Origin of the sequence: Actinomadura rubteroloni (assembly GCF_002911665.1) — a bacterium.
In the GTDB taxonomy this organism is placed as follows: Bacteria; Actinomycetota; Actinomycetes; order Streptosporangiales; family Streptosporangiaceae; genus Spirillospora; species Spirillospora rubteroloni.
The window spans coordinates 2001646-2024538 of sequence record NZ_MTBP01000002.1; the positions used below are offsets into that span (position 1 = coordinate 2001646).

A 22893-nucleotide genomic window follows, 5' to 3' on the forward strand; every position below is an offset into this window, starting at 1 on the left:
CGCGGATCAACTCCAGCGGACCGGCAGTTCCGCCAGTCCCGGCATGGTGGAGCGCTTCCAGCGCGGAGCCGCGTCCGGATCGGCGGGCCGCAGCCGGGGGAAGCGCTCGGTGAGCGCCCACAGCGCCGCCTCCAACTCGACGCGCGCCAGGTGCTCGCCGGGGCAGCGGTGCGGGCCGTGGCCGAAGGTGAGGTGCGGGTTCGGCGTGCGGGCGAGGTCCAGCCGCTCGGGGTCGGGGAAGCGGTCCGGGTCGCGGTTGGCGGCGCCCCGCGCGACGAGCACGGACGTGCCCGCCGCCACCGTGACGCCGCCGATCGAGGTGTCGGCGGTCGCGCCGCGCGCCATCCCGTCGCGGGCGTCGGACGGGATCCAGCGCAGCAGTTCGTCCACCGCCGTCGGGACGAGCCCGGGATCGCGGACGAGCGCGTCCCACAGCCCGGGATGGAACCGCAGCAGCGTGTGGACCATGTTGCCGATCATGTTGGTGGTCGTCTCGAACCCGGCGATCAGCATGGCCGCCGCGAGCGTCACCCGGTCCTCGGCCGGCACCGGACCGGCGCCGACGGCGAGCGCCGACAGCAGGTCCGGGCCCGGCTCGGCGGCCCGCTCGGCGAGCTTCCCGGCCATGTACCGGCCGAGTTCGTCCATCGCGGCGGCGACGGACGCGCGCTCGGCGTCGGACGCGCCCGGACGCGGCGACAGCATCGCCGCCGCCCAGTCCCCGAAGCGCGTCCGCTCGTCCGCGGGAATGTCGAGGATCTCGCAGATGACGGCCACCGGAAGCGGCACCGCGAGGTCGCGCACGAGATCGGCGGGTTCGCCGAGAGAGGCCATTCCGGCGACGAATTCACCGGCGATGAAAGCGATCCGCGCCCGGAGCGCCTCGGCCCGCGCACGCGTGAAGAACGGCTGGATCAGCGCGCGTTGCGCGGCGTGCGCGGCGCCTTCGATATCGGTCAGGAATCGCTGGTCGCGCAGGCCGTCGGCGGCCGTCGTCGCGGCCTCGCGGGAGAAGACCGACGGCCGCGCCAGCACCCGGCAGACGTCCCGGTAGCGCGTGACGAGAAGCGGTTCCTCGCCTTCGGGCGTGCGGATCCGCGCCACCGGATCGTTCTCCCGCAGCCACGCGTAATGGGGATGGACGTCGAGTCCCGGACAGTTCCCATAACCCCCGCCGAACGGATAAGGATGAGGTGATCCCACGCGCATTCTCCCTCCACCCGGAACCGCGCGTAACGCTACGGAAGGCGTGTCACCGGACGTGTCACCTGGACGCGTTACGATGTTCTGTCCCATTAACGACCTTTGCCCGAGTGCGGAAATCGTGAGGGAGGAGCACATGCGCGTCTCGGTCCTCGGTGAGCTGCGGCTGACCGACGACGCCGGCCGCACGCTCGACCTCGGCGAGGGCCGCCGCAGGCGCCGCAACCTGCGCGCGCTGATCTGCGTGCTCGCGCTGGAGGACCGGCCCGTCCCGTCGTCCCGGCTGAAGGCGCTGCTGTGGGACGACCCCGACCGCGACCACACGTCCGTGCTCACCAACCTGGTCGCACAGGCCCGGCGCGTCCTGCCGCCCGGCCGCCTCGTCACCGAGACCGGCACGGCCGGCGCCCGGCTCTACCGCTTGGCGCGGCGCGCGGTCGACGCCGACGACTTCGTCCGGGACGCCGAGCGCGGCGACGCGGCGCGCGACCGGGGACGGCTCGCCACCGCCGCCGTCCACTACCGCCGCGCGATGGCGCCCTGGCAGGGCGTCTCCCCCGACCGGACCCTGCACGACCTGCCCGACACCGAGGGCGCCCGCGCCCGCGTCGATCCGCTGCGCGCGCTGCGCGTCCGGGTCGCCGAGTCGCTGGTGGCGGTGCAGCTCGACCTCGGCCGCCAGTCCCCCGAACTGGTCGAGGAGATCGGCGGCCACCTCGCCTTCGACCCGGCGAACGAGAACCTGCACCGGGACCGGCTCGTCGCGCTGTACCGGCTCGGCCGCCGCACCGACGCGCTGCGCGCCTACCGGGACGCCGCCGCCGCGATCGAGGCCGAACTCGGCGTCCCGCCCGGCCCGGCGCTGCGCCGCGTCCACGAGCAGATCGCCGCCGGCACCCTCCCGCCGCACGCCGGCGAGCCGGACGAGCCGCGCGCCCGTCCCGTCCTGCGGGCCGGCGGGCTCAGCTACCGGGGCGTCACCGACTACACGCTCGGCGGCAAGGACAACACCGAGGCCGAGCGCGCGTTCGTCGACAAGATCATCGCCGACACGGGCACGGACGCGACGCTCATCACCAAGGACAACCGCGACTGCGTGCTGCGCATGGTCCGGACGCTCGCCGGACGCGGCGTCCGCCAGTTCCTCGACCTCGGTTCGGGGCTGCCCGAGCAGATCAGCCCGAGCGTCCACCAGACGGCGCGGACGGCCGCCGACGAGCCCCCGCGCGTCGTGTACATCGACAACGACCCGGTCGTGGCGATCACGAGCCGCGCCATGTACTCCGGGGCGGGCGTCGCGTTCCACGAACTGGACCTGATGGACGTCGAGGCCGTCCTGGACGCCGCGAGCCGCTGCCTGGACTTCGCCGAGCCGATCGGGCTGATCGCCGCGAACTCGCTCCAGTACGTCGGGGACGTGGACGACGATCTCGGCACCGGCCAGGTCACCGAGCTGGTCACGGCGTACGTGGACGCGCTCGTCCCCGGCAGCTATCTCGCGGTCACCCACATCACCGGCGACGGAATCGACCCGCGGCTGCGGCGCTACATCGACTCGACCGAGCCCGGCGCCGCGCTCCCCCAGCACCTGCGCACGACCGGGCAGATCGAGCGGCTGCTCGTCGGGCTCCCGCTGCTGCCGCCGGGGCTGACCGACGTCGGCGCGTGGCGGCCCGAGCGCCCGTTCGTCCGGCGCGACCTGCGGATCATCGGCGGGATCGGCGCGAAGGTTTGAGGTGACAGTCCCGGTGACAGGGGCCGCCTAGCGTCGCCCGCATGCTGGAAAGCCGAGGGGGCCGGGCGTCCGCCGACCGCGTCTGGAACTACTGGCTCGGGGGCAAGGACCACTACCACGCCGACCGGGACCTCGCGGCGGCGCTGGACGCCGTCGAACCCGCGCTCGCGCGGGCGGCCCGCGAGCAGCGCGCGTTCCTCGGCCGCGCCCTGGACCGGCTGGCCGGCCCGGACGGGATGCGGCAGTTCCTGGACGTCTCCGTCGGCCTGCCCGCGCCGGGCGCCACGCACACGATCGTCCAGCGGCGCGCGCCCGGCGCCCGCGTCGTCTACGCAGGCAGCGACCCGGTCGTGCTCAGCCACGCCCGCGCCCTGCTCACCGCCGGGCCGGGGCCGGTCGCGGTCGCGTGCGGCGACGTCGCCGACCCGGCCGGACTGCTCGCCGAGGCGGGACGGCTGCTGGACCTGGACCGGCCGGTGGCGCTCGTGCTCGGCAGCGTCCTGGAGCACGTGCCGGACGACGAACGGGCCCGGACGGTCGTCGAAGAACTCGTCCGCGCCCTCGCGCCGGGCAGCCACGTCGTCCTCGCGCACCTGGCCGCCGACGCGCGCGGGACCGCCGACCGGATCGCGCGGCGCTGGAACGACGCCGCCCGGCCGGGGCTCGTCCCGCGCTGCGTCCGCCGCGTGCGGCACCTGTTCAACGGCCTCGACGTGCTGGACCCCGGCATCGTGCCGTGCGCCGAGTGGCGCGCGCCGCGAACGCGGCGGTCCGCCGCCGTCGTCACACGCCTGTGCGGGGTGGGCCGCGTCATCTGACGAACGGCCCCCGCACTTCCCCGGACCGCCCCGGCGCCGCCCTCTCCCCTCCCACGGACGGCGCCGGGGCCGGTCCCTTCCTACTGGTCGTCGGGGACGGTCACGTGCTCGTCCGCCGTGACCTGCGGCTGCTCGCCCGTCCCGGCGCGGCGCGCGTCGGCGCGGCCCTGCCGGGTGCCGCGCTGGAACGAGCCCATGATCCGCAGGGCGTCCTCGGGCGACCGCGTGTCCGCCTCGGGCTCCGGCTCGGGCTCGGCCGCGGCCTGCTCGGTGCGGAGCTGCTCCACGATGCTGGCCTGCGGCTGGCGGATGGGCAGGCCGTGCGTCGTCCGGACGTCCTCCTCGTCGTCGGCCTCGGGCTCGGCCGGACGCGGCTCCGGCGCGGGCGGCGCGGCCTCGACGCGGACCGGCGGCGTCTGCTGCGGCCCGGTGTCGCCGCTGTGCGCGACGCGCAGCGCGGGCGGCGCGGGCTCGGCCGTCCGCAGCAGGGCCAGGCTGCCGTTCTGCCGCACCGGGCCCTCGTCCGGACGCGGGATCTCGCGTCGCGGCAGGCCGCCGGACGGCGCCGGGGGCTCGGCCTCGAACAGCGCGTTCGGCAGCAGCACCACGGCCATGATCCCGCCGAACGCCGAGCCCTTCAGCGTGACGGTGATCCCGTGCCGGCGGGCGATGAGGCCGACCACGAGCAGGCCGAGCCGGCTGCTGGACGCCGCGTCGAACGGCGGCGGGTCGGCGATGAGCCGGTTCACCGCTTCGAGCTGGTCGGGCCGGAGCCCGAGGCCCTTGTCCTCGATCATGATCGCGAGGCCGTTGGCCGTCGCCTGCGAGGTGACCTCGACGGTCGTGTCCGGCTCGGAGAAGCTGAGCGCGTTCTCGATCAGCTCGGCGAGGAGGCTGGTGACGTCCAGCGCGCGTCCGCTCAGCCAGCGGTCGTCCAGCCGGGGGACGTTGACGCGCTGGTAGTTCTCGACCTGGCCGATCGCGAGGCGGATGACGTCCATCAGCACCATCGGGCGCCGCGCGCCCCGGTGCGCCTGGCCGCCCGACAGCAGCAGGATGTTGCCGGTGTGGCGGCGGATCCGGGTCGCGACCTCGTCGATCTTCAGGATGTCGCCGAAGACCTCGGGGTCGAGGTCGCGGCGCCGCTCGACGCGGTCCAGGACGTGGTGCTGCTGCACCGACAGCGCCTGGGTGCGCAGCGCCTGGTTCCGCAGCACCTCGCGGAAGCCGCGCCGCTGCTCGGCCTGCCCGACCGCCGCCGCGATCGCGATCTCCTGCACCCGGTTGATCTCCTGGCCGACCTGCCCGATCTCGTCGTCGCCGAACTGCAGCGGCGGCGCCTCGGCCGCGACGTCGACCTTCTCACCGCGGCTGAGGCGTTCGACGACGTCGGGCAGCCGCCGCTCCGACAGCTCCTGCGCGGCGATCTTGAGCCGGCGGAGCTGGCGCACCAGCAGCCGGGACGTGGTGACCGCGAGCACGATGGACGCGACGACCGCGCCGAGGCCGAGGCCGGCGATCAGGATCAGCCGCAGGATGACGCCGTACCCGATGGGCTGGGCGCGCTTGACGACCGCGTCACCGCCCTCGTCCACCAGGGTGTCGAGCTGGGCCAGGACGGGCCGCGTCGCGGTCTCCCACTGCGACGGCGTGATCGACGTCGGCCGGGACGTCGACCGCGACTGCGCGACGAGCCGGTCCTCCAGCGTCCGCAGCCGCGCGAGCGAGGCGCCGGACGCGAACGCGTCGTAGCGGCCCTGGTCGGACGGGTGGAGCTGGCCGTAGGCGTCCTCCAGCGCGTACCGCGACAGCCCGACGGCCTGCGCGAACTGCGTGGCCTCCGGGCCGGACATGTGGCGGGCGGTCAGCAGGCCCTCGGCCAGCGCGTCCTCGCGGGACAGCAGTTCGCGGGAGCGGGTGAGGGCGATGAGCGCGCGGCCGTCGGCGGAGATGTCGGGGTCGTCCAGTTCCGCGTTCGCCATGTTGATGAGGAACCCGGCGTCGATCGCGTCGTTGTACGGCTTGGCCGCGGCGGCGGCGTCGATCGTGCCGCTGTCGATCGCGTTGCGGATCGCGGTGAGCGCCTGGAGGCGCTGGCTGGTCAGCTCGACGTGCCGCTGGATCTTGTCGCCGGGGGCGTCCTTGGCGGTGCGGCGCCAGCGCGCGATGGCCTGGTCGGTGCGGGCGCGCTGCTCCGACAGGTCCGGCGGGACGGCGTTGCGGTGCCGCGCGGCCAGGTACACGAGCGACGCCCGGCGCTCGTCCTGCAGCACGTTGATGAGGGTCTTGGTCGGACGCCCGGCGGTCTGGTCGCGTTCGGACGTCTGCAGGAGGTTCCAGCCGTCACCGACGGTCACCCACGCCGCGAAGCCCCACAGGGCCGTCAGCGACAGCAGGACCGCGGTGATCTTCAGCCGCATGCGGATCTTGCGATTTTCGGGGGGCTTGCGGAAGCGCATCAACCAGTCCTAGCAGGCGGATCACAGAAAGTGAGGGAGCCGATACGGAATGACGACCCCGCTGGGGCGGACGCGGGACGGATCATCATCAAGCATCCGATTGCACGCGCAGCACCCTAGCAACGCCCGCTCCGTAATCCGGGTCGAACACTCGGCACGGTTTTGGATCGCGCCGAATCACACGCCCCGGTCACTTTGCGTGATCATGCCGGGGACGGGTCAGAGCCGGTCCCAGTAGTCATGGTCCGCGCCGTAGAAAGCACTGCTGAAGGCGATCTGGCGGCGCAGATATTCGGCCTCCTGCGCGCACTCGGGCGGAAGTGCCGCGAGAAGCCCGTCGCACGCGGCGGTCAGGTCGGCGACCTTCTCCTTGATCCACGTCTCGTCCGCGCCGAGGAGCTGGGCGTTCAGGTCGCCCCAGGTCTCGTCGCGGCCGAGGGTGGCGCGGTCGTTGAACAACCGGAGAATCTTCTGGACGCAGTCGCTGGCCGCGCGCAGCGTGCCGAGGTTGCCGGTGACGGCGGGCCCGGCGTCCGTCGCCCAGTGCGCGACGTTCACCCACGTGCTGCCGAAGTTCTCGGCGTTGTCGAGGTAGCGCTCCAGCGTGACGGGCGGCGTGCCGGACGCGGCGAGCGCGGCGGTCCAGTCCTGCTCCCGGCCCATCGCGAGGATCATGCGGCGCAGCTCGTCCCGCCAGGCCGCCCGCCAGGTCTCGGCCACGCCGGGCAGGAGGTCGTCGCGGAGGGCGGCGAGGAACGCGGCGAGCGCGTCGCCGTCCGCCGGGTCGCCGCCGTCGGCGATGTGCAGGCAGCGGCGCTCGATCGCGCGGACCTCCTCGGCGGTGGACGCCTCGTGGTCGATGAGCCAGTCCACCGCGAAGATCCACAGCGAGGTGCGGGCGGGCGCGCGGAGTTCTTCGGCCGTCCGCCACGGCGCGCCCCACGCGACGGCCTTCGCCAGCTTCACCGCCAGCCCCGGACCCATCGGCGGGTCCGGGAACAGGTCGGGGTAGGCGGCCATGCAGCGGCGGAGGTCGGCCGCGACGTCGTCCGTCATCGGGGCGTCAGGACCAGCTCGACGGGCTCGCGCGGTTGCAGCGTCAGCGACAGCTTCGGCGCGACCGGCCCGGCCAGCGCGACGTCGAACCGCCGCAGCATCCCCGCGACGATCAGCGCCGCCTCCTGGTGGAAGAACGCCTCGCCCAGGCACTGGTGCGCGCCGTTGCCGAACGGCATGTAGGCCAGCGGGTGCCGCGCCCGGACCTGCTCGCGGGTGAACCGGTCGGGGTCGAACTTCAGCGGGTCCGGCCAGAACTCCTCCAGCCGGTGCGTGAGGTACGGCGTGATGACGAGCGTGGAGCCGGCGGGGATCTCGACGCCGTCGATGACGTCGTCCTTCGTCGCCATGCGCGGCACCGCCCAGCCGACGGAGTAGATCCGCAGCACCTCGCGCAGCACCATCTGCGTGTACGTCAGCTCGCGAACGTGCTCGCGGCGCAGCGGGCCGTCGCCGACGACGGCGTCCACCTCCGCGCGGACGCGTTCGTACACGTCCGCGTGCTGGACGATCGAGACCCAGATCCAGGTGAGGGCGATGGCGCTGCTCTCGCTGCCCGCGACGAACAGCGCGACGATGTCCTCGCAGATCTGGTCGTCGGTGAGCGGCTGCCCGTCCGCGCCCGTGCCGCGCATCAGCTTGGTGACGATGTCGGCACCGTCGCGCTGGTCTTTCCTGGCCTGCGCGAGGACGGGCCGCAGGATCTCGTTGACCGTCCGCGTCGCGCGCTTGAACGGCCGGTCGCCCGGCATCGGGACCGCGTGCGGGACGAACGGCATCGCCATCCGCCACAGCAGGCTGCCCATCGCGGTGGCGACGGCCTCGCCGAGCCGGTCGCCCTCGCCGTCGGGGATGAGGCTGCCGAAGAACACCGGGTCCACGACGCGCTGCACGACCCGCGTCATCTCGACGCCCGCGTCGATCGGCTGCCCGGCGCGCGCCGCGAGGTCGTCCACCGCGCCGGTGATCGAGTCGATCATCTGGCCGCTCATCGACTTCAGGTAGCCGGCGGAGAACGCCGTCTGGAGGATCTCGCGGCTGGCGTGCCACTGCGCGCCCTCGCCGCCGATGCCCTTGCCGGTGAGGCGGCCGAGCGCGGACCACATCGCGGCGCCGCGCGGGTAGTCGGCGGCGTGCGTCCGCAGGATGTGCTGCAGGTGGTCGGGATGCGTGACGAGGAACGGCCGGAACGGTCCGAGGTTGAGGCGGACGATCTGGCCGCGCGCCCGGTCGCCGAGCCCGTCGAGCAGGCCGAGCGGCCCCGCGCGGCGGACCTGGCCGACGACGCGGCGCAGCGGGACGGAGTGGAGACGATCGGCGGGCCCGGCTTCGACGGTTGCGGTCATGACGGCTTCCTCACACGGTCCGATGCGGCGGTTCCCCGGCCTGCTGGGCGCGGGCGCTGATTGAACGTGACTCGGGTCGAAACGGCCGGACGGCCTCCTGCTGTGAGCGATCTTGCTGGAACTATTACACACCGTCCATTTCCCGCCAAGCCCTTGCCCGCGCCCGGCCTGTTCGCGGGGCAAACGGTTCCGCTTGCGCACCCGTGGCGACCTGCCGGACCACGGAAAGGGCGGAAAATCCAGCCCGCCCGGACGTGGTACTCGCCACAGTACGGTCCTGAACCGTGTCGGCGGGCGCTGGCTAAGTGGCTGGTCAGAACGGGTTTCGGCGACTGACCTGGCGTCCCGTCCGGCGCTCGGCGAGCAGGGGGCGCACGAGGAACGACCGTCCCGGGCGTCCCGCGGGCGTCACCATCCGGAAACGGTGCGTAGGCCCGGCCGAATTCTTGCGATAGCCGATTGGACGCCCATTTGAAACGATCACGGTCTCGCGGCGCCGGGCGCCCGCAGAAAGAAAAGGGCATTTCATTGCGAGGCCGGATTGATCTCGTCCGGGGGCCGTCCGGGCGGAGGTGTGAAGCCGGGCCGGACGGGGGACGTACGCCTACGGGCGCCCCCACCAGCGCGGATCGTGATTAACGGGACGAAACCCGTCAGATCTCACCACTCTTCAATAAAGCGGACAGAACTGTGCCGGGTCGGCCTGCCGCGTTACTGCGATGATCGTCACATCGTCCGGGCTTCGCGCCGCCGCGCTATCCGAATGCGCCGCCGGCTCGCGCCCGGGGGCGCGAGCCGGAGTCCGCGTCAGGGAACGGTGACCACGAGCTTGCCGAGAGCGTCGCCGGACTCCATGAGCCGGTGCGCCGCGACGATCTCGTCGAAGCCGAAGACCCGGGCCGGACGAGCCCGGTAGGCGCCGGACGCCGACTTCCCGAAGATGTCCTCCAGCGGTACGTCCGTCAGCGGGAAGTCGGGGCCGCCGAGGACGAACGCGCTGCCGAAGAAGCTGAGCTGCACGCCGCTCGGCAGGTCGGTGAGCGGGTCGAAGTCCGGGAGCGGGCCGAGGCCGCCGAGGAAGCCGAGCTGGCACACCCGGCCGCGCGGCCGGACGGCCCGGAGCGAGTCGCGCAGCGCGGTGTTGCCGACCAGGTCGAGCACCGCGTCCACCGTCAGGCCGAGCCCGGCGACCTGCCCGGCCAGGTCGCCGTCGTCCACGAGCACGCGCGCCGCCCCCAGCGAGCGGAGCAATCCGGCCCGTCCGGGATCCCGCGTGGTGGCGACCGTGACGGCGCCGTGGTCGGCGGCCAGCGTGACGGCCGCCTGCCCGAGCGCGGCGGTGGCGCCGCGCACGAGGACGGCCTGCCCCGGACGCACCGCGAGGTTGCCGTGCAGTGCGCTCCACGCCGTCGCGTACACCTGCGGCACCGCCGCGAGGTCGCTCCACGGAAGGTCCGCGCCGACGGGCACGACGTTGCTCGACGGGACGGTCACCAGTTCGGCGTAGCTACCGTTCCTGGTACGTCCCATGCCGCCGAGGATCGCCACGACCCGGGTGCCCTCGGCGAGCCTGCCGGACGGGTCGCGGGCAACGGTCCCGGCGCACTCGATGCCGGTGACGGCGGCGACGTCGCCCCAGGCGCCGCTGCGCATGTACGCCTCCGCATGGTTCAGGCCGAACGCGCGCACCCGGATCAGCACCTCGCCCTCCCCCGGGACCGGATCGGGAAGAGCCGTATAGGTGAGCACCTCGGGACCGCCGTAGGAGGAGATGGTGATCGCTCGCATGTGCCGAAACCTTTCTTGAGGGACCGTTCAACTATCGGTCCGAAAAAGAGACCGCCCGATAACAGGACGGCCCGTCGCCAGCCGGGGTCGTGGGTCAGGTGAGCGCACCGAACGCGTTGTCGACGATCGCGCGCAGCACCGCTTCGTCCGGGTTGGCCTTGCCGACGACCATGAGCCCCTGGGAAGCGGCGACCAGAAGCTTGGCGCTCCCCGCCACGTCGAGCGACGCGCGCACCTCACCGGATCGCACCGCATTGGCCAGCGCCCGCGCGAAACGGTCGTCCAGCCGGGCGAGATGCCCCCGGACCACCGCCGCGACCGCGTCATCCTCGGCGGCCGTCTCCACGGCGGTGTTCACCAGCAGACAGCCTTGCCGGCCTTCAGGACTCAGCAGATCCGCCACCAGCCCATCGAAGTAACCGCGCACCTGCGCCAGCGAGGCCATCGGGGACTCCAGCTCGCCGAGCTTCTGCGGGACGACGAGCTTGGAATACCGCTCAAGCGACCGCATGAACAGCGCACGCTTCCCACCGGGAAACGCGCTGTACAGACTCCCTGGCTTGACCCCGGTCGCCTTCACCAGGTCATCGATCGAAGTAGCCCGGTACCCCCGCTCCCAGAACCGCCGCATGGCCTGCTCCACGACGGTGTCGGGCTCGAATTCACGCGGTCGAGGCATACCGGGAAGATACATGAACGGTCACTCAAGAACAACCTCAAGAACCCGCCGTCACCCGGACAGCCGCCCGACCGCCCCGCACTACGATCCGCCCGTGCCCCGCAACCCCAGAAACCCACGACGTTTGAAGGTCGGCGACGACACCTACATCTGGACACTGACGCACGACCACGAACCCAAAATCCCCCGCACCTGCCGCAACGTCCTCAAGCTTCGCCACCACGAAGCGACAGGCAGACTCATCCTCGTCTTCCAAGAGGCCCCGGGCCGCATCGTCACCGGCGCCCACACACCGTCCGGCTACGTAGCCACCGAAGAAGCCCACCTGAACCTGCACCGACCAGGCGCCGTGCGAGCGCTTTTGGATGAAGCACTAGCCCGAGGCTGGAACCCCGTCACCGCCACGACCAGAGAACAAGACGGCTGGCCCCTGCTCGCCCCAGCCGCGACCCGCCTGGCGGACATCCGCACACGCTGAACGTCGGCCGAGCGCCCCTTTCACAAGACGTCACCAGCCCCGCCCGCGTCAGCGTGGTCGTTCGCGTCCGTGACGGGCTCGCCAGACGGCACAACGTTCGACATAGGCGGGCAGATGCCGGTCCGCAAAGGCGGCGGACGACCAATCATCGTCGCCGACCTCGGCTTCCAGCGGATAGGTATAGACCCAGGCGCTACGGCCGTCCAGGAGCAGGACGGGCTCGCGGTCGTACCCGGGACCCTCAAAGGCGTCCAGGATGCGCCATTCCGCCAAAGCGAGGCCCGAGAGCAGAACACCGCGGACGGTCGCCGCCGCCGGAACGAGCCCGGGATAGACGCGCCCGGGGAGGGCTGCGGCACGCCACCCTGCGGCGGACGCGGCTTCGTGTTCGGGGACGCGGCCGATCAGCGCCCTCAGGACGTCGGGAAACTGCAGAGTTCCGTATACGAATAGCGCCTCAGGCTCCGCCGGTAGCCCGTCCGGCCGACCGGAAGACGACCGACTCGGTCGGGACGCGGAACGCGGCATCGGGGGCACCTCCACCGTCGCCCTTAATTCTCGACCGGAAAGATTCACCGGGTTGGTGGTCATGACGGCCGGGTGTGCGGTGACGTCCGACCCGAGCGTTGGAAGCGCCGGTCGCTGAGCCCGTCCGTGTACGCAGGCGGACCGACCAGGAAGGCAGAAGCTGCAGACCCGGCGTGCCCGGCTGTGCTTACGTTCGTTGGAGAGAGTTGTTCGTCAGGTGAGTTGCTGGGACGTGACGGTGAATTCGGCGTAGCCGTCGTCGTTGATCGAGCGGTGGTCGATGGCGATGCGGACGCGGCCGTCTGCGAGGTTCGGCCTGAGGATGATTGCGTCCAGGTACGCCGGGATCGGTAGTTCGGCGTCCAGGTCTGGTTCTTCGTCGTTGTCGAACCAGAAGAGCGGCGTCTTGTCGATGATCGAATGCTGTTGACCGTTCGCGTCCGTGAAGACGACCTCGATGATGTAGGGATAGCCGTCGACGTCGACCCATCGAATCACCTTGGCGATCAGCCGTGATGTGGGTTCTTCGTGGGAGTTGTCAGCCATCGGCGGGGGCTACGCCGATCGGGCAGGACATGCCGGTGCCGCCCAGGCCGCAGTAGCCGTTGGGGTTCTTCGCGTCGGAAAGGTACTGCTGGTGGTAGTCCTCGGCGAAGTAGAAGGTGGGGGCGTCGGTGATTTCGGTGGTGATTTCGCCGTAGCCGGCCGAGGTCAGGACGGGTTGGTAGGCGTCGCGGGACTTTTCGGCGGCGGCGCGCTGGTCCTCGGAGTGGACGAAGATCGCCGAGCGGTACTGGGTGCCCACGTCGTTGCCCTGGCGCATGCCCTGGGTGGGGTCGTGGTTTTCCCAGAAGACTTTTAGGAGGGTTTCGTAGGAGATCTGGGACGGGTCGAACACCACGCGGACGGTCTCGGTGTGGCCGGTTCGGCCTGAGCAGACCTCTTCGTAGGTGGGGTTCGGGGTGTAGCCGCCTTCGTAGCCGACTGCGGTGGAGAGGACGCCCGGGGTTCGCCAGAAGACGCGCTCGGCGCCCCAGAAGCAGCCCATCGCGAACTCGGCCACCTGGGCGCCGGACGGGTAGGGCGGGGCCAGGGGCGCGTCCAGCACCTCGTGCCGGGACGGGACGGGCAGCGCGTCCGCGCGGCCCGGCAGCGCCTCGTGGGGCGCGACCATCTCGCTCTTCGCGAAACCGAACATGTCCCCAGGCTAGCTCGCGCGGCGGGCCATCACGTGGGCGCACGGGGTATCGACTTCGTCCGGATATGCCCGTCTTTCTACATACGCGCAGGGGACGAACCCGGCCTTCGACAGCGACGCCTCGATCTCGGCGCGGCTGTGGAGGTGGAAGGTCAGCTCCACGCCGTCGAACGTCGACGTACGCGTGCCGGAGCCCGAGAGGTACGAGAGCAGGACGACGCCGGACGGCTTGAGAACCCGTCCGAACTCGGTGAACGCCGCCCGCAGCTCTCGTGCCGGAAGGTGCACCAGCGCGGACAGGCAGACGATCCCGCCCCACGCCTGCGACGGGACGTCCAGCCGCCGCAGGTCCCCGACGTGGAACCCGACGCCCGGGTGGGCCGCGGCGGCGATCTCCACCATCCGGCGCGATGAATCGACCCCCAGCGACGTCACCCCCAACGAACTCAGGCGGCGCGCGGTCTGGCCGGGGCCGCAGCCGAGGTCCGCGACCGGGCCGAGCGCGCCGGCCTCGGCGGCGACGAGGTCGACCAAAGCACGGTCCAAAAGACGGCGGTCCAAAGCATCCAGGTGACGTGCCGCGTAGGCGTCGGCGATCGCGTCGTACTCGTCCATCGCCCCCCTGTCGCGCCCGGCCGGAAGGCCGCATCGTAGTGCGAGGACGGCGCACGACGGCTGATAACTTGAGGTTTGTGGTAGATCGTCGCGGAATGTCGTTCGGCATCGCGGCGTACGTGCTGTGGGGCCTGTTCCCGCTCTACTGGCCGCTGCTGAAACCGGCGAGCGCGGGCGAGATCCTCGCGCACCGGATCATGTGGTCGCTGGTGGCCGTCGTCGCGATCCTGGCCGTCCGCCGCAACTGGAGCTGGATCCGCACGCTCGGCGGACGCCGCGCGGGCCTGCTCGCCGTCGCCGCCGTGACGATCAGCGTCAACTGGGGCGTCTACATCTACGCGGTCAACTCCGGCCACACGATCGAGGCCGCGCTCGGCTACTTCATCAACCCGCTGATCAGCGTCATGTTCGGCGTCGTGATCTTCCGGGAGAGGCTGCGGCCCGCGCAGTGGACGGCCGTCGTGCTCGGCGCCGGAGCCGTCCTGGTGCTGACCGCCGACTACGGACGTCCGCCGTGGATCGCGCTCATCCTGGCCTGCTCGTTCGCGGTGTACGGGCTGATGAAGAAGTTCGTGTCGATGCCGTCCGCCGACAGCCTCGCGGTCGAGACGGCCATCACGTTCGTGCCCGCGCTGGTCTTCACGGTCGTCCTGGAGGCGAACGGCGACGCCGCGTTCGGGCACCACGGCGCGGGCAACGCGCTGCTGCTGGCGGGTGCGGGCGTCGTCACGGCGATCCCGCTGCTGCTGTTCAACGCCGCCGCCGTCCGGATCCCGATGTCCACGCTCGGGATGCTCCAGTACCTCGCGCCGGTGCTCCAGTTCCTCATCGGCCTGCTGGTGCGGCACGAGGAGATGCCGCCGAGCCGCTGGGCGGGCTTCCTGCTGGTGTGGGCGGCGCTCGTGCTGCTCACCGGGGACGGCGTCCGGACGGGCCGCCGCACGCGCCGCGCCGTCGCCGATCCGGTTTCCTGATCCCTGGAGTTCTCTCCGCACCGGAAGCTAAAGTCCCCTTCGTCATCCCCCCTGAAGGAGTTCGATGCGTCCTTTGGTCGTGACCGCGCTGGGGGCCGCCGTGGTGGCCGCCGGCCTCGCGGCGCCGTCCGCCGGCCTGTCCGTCACCGGCCCGCCCGAGCGCACCGCGCCCGGCCGCCATACCGAGATCACGGTGCCGGGCTGCGGTGAGCGCGACCGCGCGGCGTCCCCGGCGTTCACCGCGCCGGTGCGGCTGGACGACGACGGATCGGGCGTCGCGACCGTCCGCCGGGCGGTGCGGCCGGGCCGGTACCCGGTCACGGCGCAGTGCGGCGCGCGGACGGTCACCGGGATCATCGACGTCTCCGGGACGCGCGCCTGGCAGGGGCTGCTGCCGCCGTCGCTGGACGGCGACCCCGACTGACCGCCGGAACTCCTGTCCCCCACTCCCCCCGAAAGCCGAGAACATGCGGCCTCACAGCCTTTATGGCGCATTAAAAAGTGTCACACAGTGACGAAATCGAGCTGTTACACAAGTCTGACGCGACTAGTCGGCGACGGTCCACGCGAATAGTCAAGTGGCGCAGATCACCAGCGGAGCAAAAATCCTTCCGGAGCGCAAGGCTTGATTGCACTTTTCCGTCATGTGATACTCCCGAAAACTGGTACACAGAGCCTCATATCGTGCGGAAAGCCCACCCGGCGCGCCGTGCGGTTGCCACCCCTGAGCCTTACCCCCAGCTCACGAACGAGGTGCCGTCGAAATATGTCCGGAGTGGCCGCGTGACCATCGGCGAGCAGACGACGACCGCGACGAACCTTGCCGACGCCGACCTTTCCCCGGCGGCGTCCGAACTGGTCGCGGGGCTGCTGGAACACCCCTGGGGACAGGTGTCCCCCTCGGTCTACGAGACCGGACGGCTCGTGGCGCACGTCCCCTGGCTCACCGGGCACGCCGAACGCGTCGCGTTCCTCCTCGCCGCGCAGCGGCCGGACGGCACGTGGGGCGCGCCCGTCGACGGCTACGCGCTCGTCCCGACGCTCAGCGCCACCGACGCGCTCCTGTCGGTCCTGCGCGCCGACGGCCCCCGCGAGAACCTGGTCGGCGCCGCCGCGCTGGCGCTGCACGCGCTGTTCACGCGGCTGTCCGCGCCGTCCTTCCCGTCCCGGCCGCTGCCCGACATGCCGGCGATCGAGCTGATCGCGCCCTACCTCGCCGAGCGCGTGGACGACCATCTCGCCGCGCTCGCCCACCGTCCGATCCCGGGCCTCCAGGCGTACGCGGGACGGCGCCTGGCCCTGCCCGCCGCGCTGGACGGCCGGATGCTCGGCCGCGTGCGGCGGTTGCTGGAGTCCGGCGCGACCGTCCCGAAGAAGCTCCTGCACGCCGTCGAGGTCGCGGGGGACGCGGCGCCGAAGCTGCCCGGGATCGTCCCCGAGGTCACCGGGACGATCGGCGCGTCGCCCGCCGCCACCGCCGCCTGGCTCGGCCCCGAACCGCCCGCCGACCCGAGCAGCCCGGCCCGCTGGCACCTGGAGGCCGCGACCGCGCAGCACGGCGGGCCCGTCCCGGTCGGCTTCCCGCTGACGGTCTTCGAACGCGCGTGGGTGCTGGCGTGGCTGCTGCGCGCGGGCGTCCGCGTGGAGGTCCCGCCGCTCCTGGTGCTCAGCCTGACCGCGCCGCTCGGACCGTTCGGCACCGCCGCCGCCGAGGGCCTGCCCGCCGACGCCGACACCACCGCGGGCGTCCTGTACGCGCTGGCGCTGGTCGGCGCGCCGCACCGGCCCGACCCGCTGCTCGCCTACGAGTTGGACGACCACTTCTGCACCTGGCAGGGCGAGGACGGCGCGTCCCCCACGACGAACGCCCACGTCCTGGAGGCGTTCGGACAGTACGTGGCCGCGACGGGCGACACCGACGATCGGTACCGCGCCGTCATCGCGAAGGTCGCGCGCTGGCTGCGGTCCCGGCAGTCCCCGGACGGGAGCTGGACCGACCGCTGGCACGCCTCCCCTTATTACGCCACCGCGTGCTGCGCCATCGCGCTCGCCCGCTTCGACCCGGAGGGCTCGGCCGACGCGGTCGCGGCGGCCCGCCGCTGGGTCCTCGGCACTCAGCGCCCGGACGGCTCGTGGGGCTGCTGGGAGGGGACGGCCGAAGAGAGCGCCTACGCCGTGCAGACCCTGCTGCTCACCCCGGGCGGCGGAGCGGCGGCGGCGGAACGCGCCGGCGACCTCCTGCGGACGGCTCCGGACGAAGGTCCCGCGATGTGGCACGACAAGGACCTCTACCGTCCGACGGCGATCATCAGGGCGGGTGTGATCGCGGCGCTGCAACTGCTTTCCGAAAAACGATCCGATTCCGTGTTGTGAACCCCATCACAGGAGCACGGAGCGGAATTCGCGGCCTCTCCGACGTAGACGATTCACTTGAGCGGATATGGCCGTGTTGCTAGTGTTCTAACCCGTATGGAAGAGCGGTCGGCTCCCTAGTACCGCCTGCCATCACCCGGACGTCACGGTCCTGCTTTCCCAGCCGAACCGGCTGCGGACCAAACCCTCTACGTTGTTGGGGCGCTTGCTCATGGGCTTCCGCTGCCCGTGCCCGTTCCCGGGCGCGGTGATCAGGGGCGATCTCCCCGGGGAACGGTCCGCGCGCGTCCGGGCGCCCGTCGGACGCCGCGAACCCAGAACGGGGGACCCCTCACCCGTGTCCGATCCGACCACACCGTCCGGGCTGCCCGTGCGGGTCCCCCAGGCGAACCTTGCTCCCACGCTCCGCACCGAAGACACGAGCCCCGGCGCCCCGCCGGACGACGAACCGGACGACACGTCCCGCCCGCCCGAGGAGGTCCAGCGGATCATGGGCGCCTACCAGCGCGGAACCCGGCGCGGGCGGAGCGCGGCGGCCGGGCGCACGAGCGAGCGATCCACTGAAGGCGAGGACGAGTAATGCAGAAGGCTGGATCATCGGCCGATCTGGGGTGGCTGCTGGACGACCTGATCGGCCGGGTCCCCCACTCACAGCACGCGGTCGTCCTGTCGGCCGACGGGCTGCTGATGGCGTCCTCGGCGGGGATGGCCCAGGACGACGGCGAGCACCTCGCCGCCGTCGCCGCCGGCATCCAGAGCCTCGCCAAGGGCGCGGGCACCCGGTTCGGCGGAGGCGCGGTACGGCAGACGATCGTCGAGATGCAGTCGGCGTTCCTGCTGGTGTCGGTGGCCGGCAAGGGCGCGTGCCTGGCCGTCCTCAGCGACGACGAGGCGGACGTCGGGCTCATCGCCTACGAGATGGCGATGCTCGTCACGAGCATGGGCCACCACCTCAGCACCCCGACGCGCGCCGAGTCGGCCGATCAAGGACGGACGCTCACATGAACCCCTCCGAGGACCAGCAGGACCGCTGGCCGCAGGAGCCGCCGCACCGGCCCTGGTGGGAGGATCCGGGCAGCCAGGGCACACTGCTCGACGAGCAGTCCGGGCCGATGGTCCGCCCGTACGTCATGACGAGCGGGCGCCTCGAACCGGCGCGCGGCAAGTTCGACCTCATCACGCTCGTCGTCGCGGCGATCCCCGAGCCCGACGCACACCTCGGGCTCGGCCCCGAGCACCTGGCGATCCTGCGGCTCACCCAGTCGGTGATGTCGGTCGCGGAACTGACCGGGCACCTCGACCTGCCGGTCGCGACCGTCCGGGTCATGCTGGGCGACCTGCTCGACCAGGGCCTGATCAGCATGCAGGAACCCGAACCCGAAGCGGACATGCACGACATCCGGCTCTACAAGGCGGTGATTGATGGCCTCCGGGCTCTCTGACGGCCGGCGACTTCCCACCGCCGTCAAGATCGTGATCGCGGGCGGCTTCGGCGTCGGCAAGACGACGATGGTCGGCACGGTCTCGGAGACCAAGCCGCTGCGCACCGAGGAGGTCCTCACCGACGAGAGCGTCGGCGTGGACGACGTCTCGGGCGTCGAGCGCAAGAAGACCACGACCGTCGCGATGGACTTCGGCCGCATCACGATGCGGGACGAGTACGTCCTCTACCTGTTCGGCACGCCCGGCCAGGAGCGGTTCTGGTTCATGTGGGACGAGGTCGCGCTCGGCGCGCTCGGCGCGGTCGTCCTCGCCGACACCCGGCGGCTCGCGGACTGCTTCCCCTCGGTCGACTACTTCGAGCGGCGCGGCACGCCGTTCGTCGTGGCGGTGAACTGCTTCGAGGGCGTCCAGGCGTTCGACCTGGACGAGATCAAGTCCGCGCTCAACCTCGGCCGCGACGTGCCGGTGATGCTGTGCGACGCGCGGCGGCTGGAGTCGTGCAAGACCGTCCTCATCGACCTGATCCTGCACGCGATGAAGGTGCGCGGCCTGACGCCCGAACCGCAGCAGGCGTGAGCGGGACGGCCAACAGCGGCGCCACGGCCGCGAACGCCCACACGGCCGTCCAGGACGTGGCGCCGAGCAGCGCCGGAACGACCAGCGGTGTCACGAACGCCGCACCGAACACCGTGGTGCCCTCCAGGCCGAGCGCCGTCCCGGCCCGGTCGGCGCCCGCCGTGACGGCGATCTCGGTGTAGGCGACGCCGTGCCACGCGTTGGCCAGCAGCCCGGCGGTCGCGAGGGCGGCGACGGTCAGCGGGAGCGGCGCGTGCGCGGTGGCCGCCGCTGCCGCCATCGCGACGGCCGTGAGCAGGCCGATCACGCGGATCGCGGTGCGGCGGTCGGCGCCCCGGTCGCTGCGCCGGCCCGTCCAGATGCGCGCCGCGCCGCCGCCGATCTGGGCGATGAGGACGACGGCGGCGGCGATCGCCGCGTCCGCGTGGCGCGCGTCGTGCAGGAACACCGCCGTGAACGCGAGCACGGCGAACTGCGGGACGGTCAGCAGGCCACTGGCGAGCGCGACGCGCCACACGTCCCGATTCCTCAGCGGTGACCTGCTCGTCCTCTTTCGCTGCGTGCGTTCCGTCTCCGGTTCGTGCAGCCAGCGCGCGGTCGCCGCGGCGCTGAGCAGGAAGAAGCCCGTCAGGACGGCGTACACCGCGCGAAAGCCGCTTGCCGCGGCGAGCGGCGGCAGCAGCGCGACGCCGACCGCGCCGCCCGCCGGGATCGCCGTCTGCCGGATGCTCATGGCGAGCCCGCGCCGGTCGTCGGCGAACCACGTCATGACGGCGCGTCCGGACGAGCCGTTCACGCTCCCGCCGAGCGCGCCCGCCACGAACAGGCACGCGGCGAGGACCGGGGTTCCGGGACCGTCCGCCGGCGCGGCGGCCAGCGCCATCGCCGCCATCAGCGCGCCCGTGGAGACGAGGCCGGTGAGCAGGATCCTGCGGTCGCCGAACCGGTCGGTGAGCAGGCCCCAGACGATGTCGCCGGCCGCGACGCCGAGCCCGAGACACCCGACGACGAACCCGAGCGCCCCCGTGGACAGCCCGTAGCCGGCGCGCAGCTCGACGCCCGTCACCGGCAGCCCGGAGAACATCGCCGAAAAGCTCGCCTGCGCCGCGACGCCGAGCCCCAGCACGACCCAGCGATGCCGCGTCCCGACCCGTGGCGCGCTGACCGTCACCATGCCGTCCCCTCTCGTCGGTAACCGGTTGAACCGGTTACCGACGATGGCAGGACTCGGCATAACCCGTCAAGCCGGTTACTCTTGGGGCATGGGCTTCTTGTTCGTCAGCGGCAACCTCGGTCTGGACTTCGCCGGAACCGTGGGGGCACGCCGCGACCGCCGCGTCGAACTGCTGCCGTCCCCCGCCGACCTGGCCCGCTGGACGGTAGAAGCCGGCCTCCTCGACACCGCTCCGCCGGCCACCCCCGCCGACCTCACCACCGCCGTGGCCCTACGCGAGGCGATCTACGCCCTGGCCACCCAAGCCCGCACCAACACCCCCCTGGACCGGGAAACCCTCCAGATCCTGAACACCGCCGCCGAGGCTCCCCCACCGACCGTCCGCCTGACACCGCCGGGCCTGGCCCAATCCGGATCGATCACCAACGCCCTATCGGCGGTCGCCCGAGCCACGATCACCCTGCTGGGCGGCCCCGACACCACACGCCTCCGCGAATGCGAAGCAGAGACCTGCACCCGCCTCTTCATCGACGCGTCCCGCCACAAGGCCCGCCGCTGGTGCGACATGCGCCGCTGCGGCAACCGAGCCAAAGCCGCCACCTACAGAACCCGCCACACCCCCTGACCCACCCCACCGCTCTCCAAGACCGCGCACGCCCACCCAACCCGGCAGCATGTTCGCCCAGCGGTCACCGGACCGCCGCCCCACGCCCACCGTCCGCCCCAAGCCCACGCAACCTCACGCGCGACCGCCGGGGCCCGAGGGCCCGCGCGGCCGCGCGAGAACAGCTCAATCAGCGACGGCGACGAACTCAGGCTGGTCCAACAGCCGCAGCCAAGACCCGTCGGCCTGCCGGCGGACGACCTGCGCACGAGCCCCCGCCCCGTCCTTCGGCGCAGTAGAAGTGAGCGCGATGCCGTCACTGACCAGCGTCGGCAACGGCTGCTCGGGCTGGAACTGCGGACGCCGCTCCAGCACCTTCTCCCACAGCGCCCGGATCGCCTCCCGCCCGACCGTCCGACTCCCAGCCGGATAGGCCATCACCGCGTTCTCCTCGTACAGCGCCGCGACACCCTCGGCATCCCCCGCGTTAGACCGTTCCACGAACAGCCGCGTGATGTCCTCCGGGCTCATCGCCTTCTCGTACTCCGCCATGCTCTCCCCCTCCGAACCGATCTCCTCCCACCTTGCCCACCGACCACGCATAAGTCCAACAACAACTAGCAATGCAACCCAGAAGAACCAGTTATGCCGACTGCCGCTCCGGTATTCCTCGACAGGGTGACCGAGACGCTCGACGTTCCTCGCGAACTTTTCGTCGCTGGCCAGCGGCACAAGCCCGGGAAATGGACGGGGTAGGGCGGCAAAGAAAAAGCGTCCCCGGTGGGAGCGGGGACGCCTGGTTCTGACGGGGGGTCAGTTCTTGCGGACGATCACGTAGTCGCAGAGGCCGAGGAGGGCGTCGCGGGCGGGGAGGTCGGGGAGGGAGAGCAGGTCGGCGCGAGCGTCGTCGGACCAGCGGCGCAGGTCCGACCGGGCCGCCTCCATCGCCGGGTGGGCGCGCAGGAGGGTCAGGGCCTCGGCGTGGAGCTTGTCGTCCGTGAGGTCCTGCGTGAGGAGGTAGCGGAGGCGCTCGTCGTCGGGGCCGGCGCCGACGCCCGCGAGGACGTGGTGGACGGGCAGCGTCCGGATCCCCTCGCGCAGGTCCGTCCCGGGGGTCTTGCCGAACTCCTCGCCCTCAGAGGCGATGTCCAGGATGTCGTCGGAGAGCTGGAACGCGACGCCGATCTTCTCGCACGCCGACGTCAGGGTGTCCACGACGGCCGGAGAGGCGCCGGCCAGCAGGGAGCCCAGGTGGCCCGAGACGGCGATCAGTGAGCCCGTCTTGTCCGCGATGACCTGAAGGTAGTGCTTCAGCGGATCGGTCTCGGCGGGGCCGACCGTCTCCTGGATCTGGCCCTGGACGAGCCGGGCGAACGCCCGCGCCTGGATCCGGACGGCGTCCGGCCCGAGGTCGGCGAGCAGGTCCGACGCCCGCGCGAACAGGTAGTCGCCGGTGAGGATCGCGACGGTGTTCGTCCAGCGGATGTTGGCCGACTCCTCGCCGCGCCGGACGGTCGCCTCGTCCATGACGTCGTCGTGGTAGAGCGTCGCGAGGTGCGTCAGCTCGACCACGACGGCGGCGGGCACGACGCCGGGCGCGGACGGGTCGCCGAACTCGGCGGCCAGCAGCACGAGCATCGCCCGGAACCGCTTGCCGCCGGCCTCGACGAGATGGCGGGAGGCCTGGGTGAGCAGCGGGTCCTCGCTGTGGACCGCCTCGCGGAGCAGGTCCTCGACGGCGGTGAGCCGCTCCCGCGTCGCGGCGGCGAGCGCCGCGTCGATCGGCAGGCCGAACGGCCCGGCCCCCAGGGTGGACGGATCCCCAGCAGACGCGCTACTCACCCAG

General features: G+C 72.0%; 24 protein-coding genes. 11 read left to right on the top strand and 13 right to left on the bottom strand.

Annotated elements, in window-relative coordinates; translation table 11 throughout:
- Positions 1-6 precede the first annotated feature (6 nt).
- A complete protein-coding gene (locus BTM25_RS20715) occupies positions 7-1203 on the bottom strand; it encodes a cytochrome P450 (RefSeq protein WP_168212174.1) in 1197 nt (398 codons plus the stop codon).
- 136 nt (positions 1204-1339) lie between these two features.
- Between BTM25_RS20715 and BTM25_RS20720 the strand changes: the two genes are divergently transcribed.
- Positions 1340-2938, top strand: coding sequence for an SAM-dependent methyltransferase (locus tag BTM25_RS20720; RefSeq protein ID WP_168212175.1), 1599 nt, complete (start codon positions 1340-1342; stop codon positions 2936-2938).
- A gap of 41 nt (positions 2939-2979) precedes the next feature.
- Positions 2980-3756 (top strand): SAM-dependent methyltransferase, encoded by a 777-nt coding sequence (locus tag BTM25_RS20725; protein ID WP_103564468.1) that lies wholly within the window; start codon positions 2980-2982, stop codon positions 3754-3756.
- A gap of 80 nt (positions 3757-3836) precedes the next feature.
- Here the strand turns inward: BTM25_RS20725 and BTM25_RS20730 are convergent, their stop codons facing one another.
- From BTM25_RS20730 to BTM25_RS20750, 5 genes are all read right to left on the bottom strand, one after another.
- Complete coding sequence (locus BTM25_RS20730) at positions 3837-6176, bottom strand: sensor histidine kinase (protein ID WP_168212176.1); 2340 nt, start codon at positions 6174-6176, stop codon at positions 3837-3839.
- 258 nt (positions 6177-6434) lie between these two features.
- Entirely contained in the window at positions 6435-7271 is an 837-nt protein-coding gene (locus BTM25_RS20735) for a terpene synthase family protein (RefSeq protein ID WP_103564470.1), read from the bottom strand.
- Positions 7268-8617 (bottom strand): cytochrome P450, encoded by a 1350-nt coding sequence (locus BTM25_RS20740; RefSeq protein ID WP_103564471.1) that lies wholly within the window; start codon positions 8615-8617, stop codon positions 7268-7270. Before BTM25_RS20740 ends, BTM25_RS20735 begins: the two co-directional genes overlap by 4 nt.
- Before the next feature lie 807 nt (positions 8618-9424).
- Positions 9425-10405, bottom strand: a complete 981-nt coding sequence (locus BTM25_RS20745) for a zinc-binding dehydrogenase (protein WP_103564472.1) — start codon at positions 10403-10405, stop codon at positions 9425-9427.
- Positions 10406-10499: 94 nt separating this feature from the next.
- Positions 10500-11084: a TetR/AcrR family transcriptional regulator gene (locus tag BTM25_RS20750; protein WP_168212177.1), complete on the bottom strand. Its 585-nt coding sequence runs from the start codon at positions 11082-11084 to the stop codon at positions 10500-10502.
- A 94-nt stretch (positions 11085-11178) separates the two neighbouring features.
- Between BTM25_RS20750 and BTM25_RS20755 the strand changes: the two genes are divergently transcribed.
- A complete protein-coding gene (locus tag BTM25_RS20755) occupies positions 11179-11562 on the top strand; it encodes a hypothetical protein (RefSeq protein ID WP_103564474.1) in 384 nt (127 codons plus the stop codon).
- Between the two features lie 48 nt (positions 11563-11610).
- Here the strand turns inward: BTM25_RS20755 and BTM25_RS20760 are convergent, their stop codons facing one another.
- The 4 genes from BTM25_RS20760 to BTM25_RS20775 all read right to left on the bottom strand — a co-directional run bounded on the left by BTM25_RS20760 (position 11611) and on the right by BTM25_RS20775 (position 13903).
- Positions 11611-12153 (bottom strand): gamma-glutamylcyclotransferase family protein, encoded by a 543-nt coding sequence (locus tag BTM25_RS20760; RefSeq protein WP_235828508.1) that lies wholly within the window; start codon positions 12151-12153, stop codon positions 11611-11613.
- Positions 12154-12303: 150 nt separating this feature from the next.
- On the bottom strand, positions 12304-12636 hold the full coding sequence (locus BTM25_RS20765; RefSeq protein ID WP_146059091.1) for a hypothetical protein: 333 nt from the start codon (positions 12634-12636) through the stop codon (positions 12304-12306).
- Positions 12629-13288, bottom strand: a complete 660-nt coding sequence (msrA, locus tag BTM25_RS20770) for a peptide-methionine (S)-S-oxide reductase MsrA (RefSeq protein WP_103564477.1) — start codon at positions 13286-13288, stop codon at positions 12629-12631. The genes BTM25_RS20765 and msrA overlap by 8 nt, the downstream gene beginning before the upstream one ends.
- Before the next feature lie 9 nt (positions 13289-13297).
- Positions 13298-13903, bottom strand: coding sequence for a class I SAM-dependent DNA methyltransferase (locus BTM25_RS20775; RefSeq protein ID WP_103564478.1), 606 nt, complete (start codon positions 13901-13903; stop codon positions 13298-13300).
- Between the two features lie 95 nt (positions 13904-13998).
- Between BTM25_RS20775 and rarD the strand changes: the two genes are divergently transcribed.
- From rarD to BTM25_RS20810, 7 genes are all read left to right on the top strand, one after another.
- Positions 13999-14877 (top strand): EamA family transporter RarD, encoded by an 879-nt coding sequence (rarD, locus tag BTM25_RS20780; protein WP_103564479.1) that lies wholly within the window; start codon positions 13999-14001, stop codon positions 14875-14877.
- Positions 14878-14941: 64 nt separating this feature from the next.
- The gene (locus tag BTM25_RS20785) at positions 14942-15301 is read left to right on the top strand and encodes a hypothetical protein (RefSeq protein ID WP_146059092.1); all 360 of its coding nucleotides are present in this window, start codon (positions 14942-14944) and stop codon (positions 15299-15301) included.
- A gap of 359 nt (positions 15302-15660) precedes the next feature.
- Complete coding sequence (locus tag BTM25_RS20790) at positions 15661-17250, top strand: prenyltransferase/squalene oxidase repeat-containing protein (RefSeq protein WP_103564481.1); 1590 nt, start codon at positions 15661-15663, stop codon at positions 17248-17250.
- 337 nt (positions 17251-17587) lie between these two features.
- The gene (locus BTM25_RS20795) at positions 17588-17830 is read left to right on the top strand and encodes a hypothetical protein (protein ID WP_205648167.1); all 243 of its coding nucleotides are present in this window, start codon (positions 17588-17590) and stop codon (positions 17828-17830) included.
- Entirely contained in the window at positions 17830-18255 is a 426-nt protein-coding gene (locus BTM25_RS20800; RefSeq protein WP_103564482.1) for a roadblock/LC7 domain-containing protein, read from the top strand. Before BTM25_RS20795 ends, BTM25_RS20800 begins: the two co-directional genes overlap by 1 nt.
- Positions 18252-18692, top strand: a complete 441-nt coding sequence (locus BTM25_RS20805) for a DUF742 domain-containing protein (RefSeq protein ID WP_103564483.1) — start codon at positions 18252-18254, stop codon at positions 18690-18692. Before BTM25_RS20800 ends, BTM25_RS20805 begins: the two co-directional genes overlap by 4 nt.
- A complete protein-coding gene (locus tag BTM25_RS20810) occupies positions 18673-19269 on the top strand; it encodes a GTP-binding protein (RefSeq protein WP_103564484.1) in 597 nt (198 codons plus the stop codon). Before BTM25_RS20805 ends, BTM25_RS20810 begins: the two co-directional genes overlap by 20 nt.
- Here BTM25_RS20810 and BTM25_RS20815 read toward each other — a convergent pair.
- Entirely contained in the window at positions 19205-20443 is a 1239-nt protein-coding gene (locus tag BTM25_RS20815) for an MFS transporter (protein WP_103564485.1), read from the bottom strand. The genes BTM25_RS20810 and BTM25_RS20815 overlap by 65 nt on opposite strands.
- Before the next feature lie 88 nt (positions 20444-20531).
- Here BTM25_RS20815 and BTM25_RS20820 point away from each other — a divergent pair, with 88 nt between their 5' ends.
- On the top strand, positions 20532-21068 hold the full coding sequence (locus BTM25_RS20820) for a CGNR zinc finger domain-containing protein (RefSeq protein ID WP_103564486.1): 537 nt from the start codon (positions 20532-20534) through the stop codon (positions 21066-21068).
- 165 nt (positions 21069-21233) lie between these two features.
- On the opposite strand, the gene BTM25_RS20825 is transcribed toward BTM25_RS20820, so the two are convergent.
- Entirely contained in the window at positions 21234-21599 is a 366-nt protein-coding gene (locus BTM25_RS20825) for a YybH family protein (RefSeq protein WP_103564487.1), read from the bottom strand.
- 261 nt (positions 21600-21860) lie between these two features.
- Entirely contained in the window at positions 21861-22889 is a 1029-nt protein-coding gene (locus tag BTM25_RS20830) for a polyprenyl synthetase family protein (protein WP_407923395.1), read from the bottom strand.
- Positions 22890-22893: the final 4 nt, after the last annotated feature.

Coding starts and splice junctions, on each gene's coding strand:
- BTM25_RS20725 (WP_103564468.1), top strand. CDS start 2,980: ATGCTGGAAAGCCGAGGGGGCCGGGCGTCCGCCGACCGCGTCTGGAAC.
- BTM25_RS20825 (WP_103564487.1), bottom strand. CDS start 21,599: ATGGCGGAGTACGAGAAGGCGATGAGCCCGGAGGACATCACGCGGCTG.
- BTM25_RS20775 (WP_103564478.1), bottom strand. CDS start 13,903: ATGGACGAGTACGACGCGATCGCCGACGCCTACGCGGCACGTCACCTG.
- BTM25_RS20730 (WP_168212176.1), bottom strand. CDS start 6,176: ATGCGGCTGAAGATCACCGCGGTCCTGCTGTCGCTGACGGCCCTGTGG.
- BTM25_RS20785 (WP_146059092.1), top strand. CDS start 14,942: ATGCGTCCTTTGGTCGTGACCGCGCTGGGGGCCGCCGTGGTGGCCGCC.
- BTM25_RS20810 (WP_103564484.1), top strand. CDS start 18,673: ATGGCCTCCGGGCTCTCTGACGGCCGGCGACTTCCCACCGCCGTCAAG.
- BTM25_RS20750 (WP_168212177.1), bottom strand. CDS start 11,084: ATGCCTCGACCGCGTGAATTCGAGCCCGACACCGTCGTGGAGCAGGCC.
- BTM25_RS20805 (WP_103564483.1), top strand. CDS start 18,252: ATGAACCCCTCCGAGGACCAGCAGGACCGCTGGCCGCAGGAGCCGCCG.
- BTM25_RS20815 (WP_103564485.1), bottom strand. CDS start 20,443: ATGGTGACGGTCAGCGCGCCACGGGTCGGGACGCGGCATCGCTGGGTC.
- BTM25_RS20765 (WP_146059091.1), bottom strand. CDS start 12,636: ATGGCTGACAACTCCCACGAAGAACCCACATCACGGCTGATCGCCAAG.
- BTM25_RS20720 (WP_168212175.1), top strand. CDS start 1,340: ATGCGCGTCTCGGTCCTCGGTGAGCTGCGGCTGACCGACGACGCCGGC.
- BTM25_RS20740 (WP_103564471.1), bottom strand. CDS start 8,617: ATGACCGCAACCGTCGAAGCCGGGCCCGCCGATCGTCTCCACTCCGTC.
- BTM25_RS20820 (WP_103564486.1), top strand. CDS start 20,532: ATGGGCTTCTTGTTCGTCAGCGGCAACCTCGGTCTGGACTTCGCCGGA.
- rarD (WP_103564479.1), top strand. CDS start 13,999: ATGTCGTTCGGCATCGCGGCGTACGTGCTGTGGGGCCTGTTCCCGCTC.
- BTM25_RS20760 (WP_235828508.1), bottom strand. CDS start 12,153: ATGACCACCAACCCGGTGAATCTTTCCGGTCGAGAATTAAGGGCGACG.
- BTM25_RS20800 (WP_103564482.1), top strand. CDS start 17,830: ATGCAGAAGGCTGGATCATCGGCCGATCTGGGGTGGCTGCTGGACGAC.
- msrA (WP_103564477.1), bottom strand. CDS start 13,288: ATGTTCGGTTTCGCGAAGAGCGAGATGGTCGCGCCCCACGAGGCGCTG.
- BTM25_RS20735 (WP_103564470.1), bottom strand. CDS start 7,271: ATGACGGACGACGTCGCGGCCGACCTCCGCCGCTGCATGGCCGCCTAC.
- BTM25_RS20745 (WP_103564472.1), bottom strand. CDS start 10,405: ATGCGAGCGATCACCATCTCCTCCTACGGCGGTCCCGAGGTGCTCACC.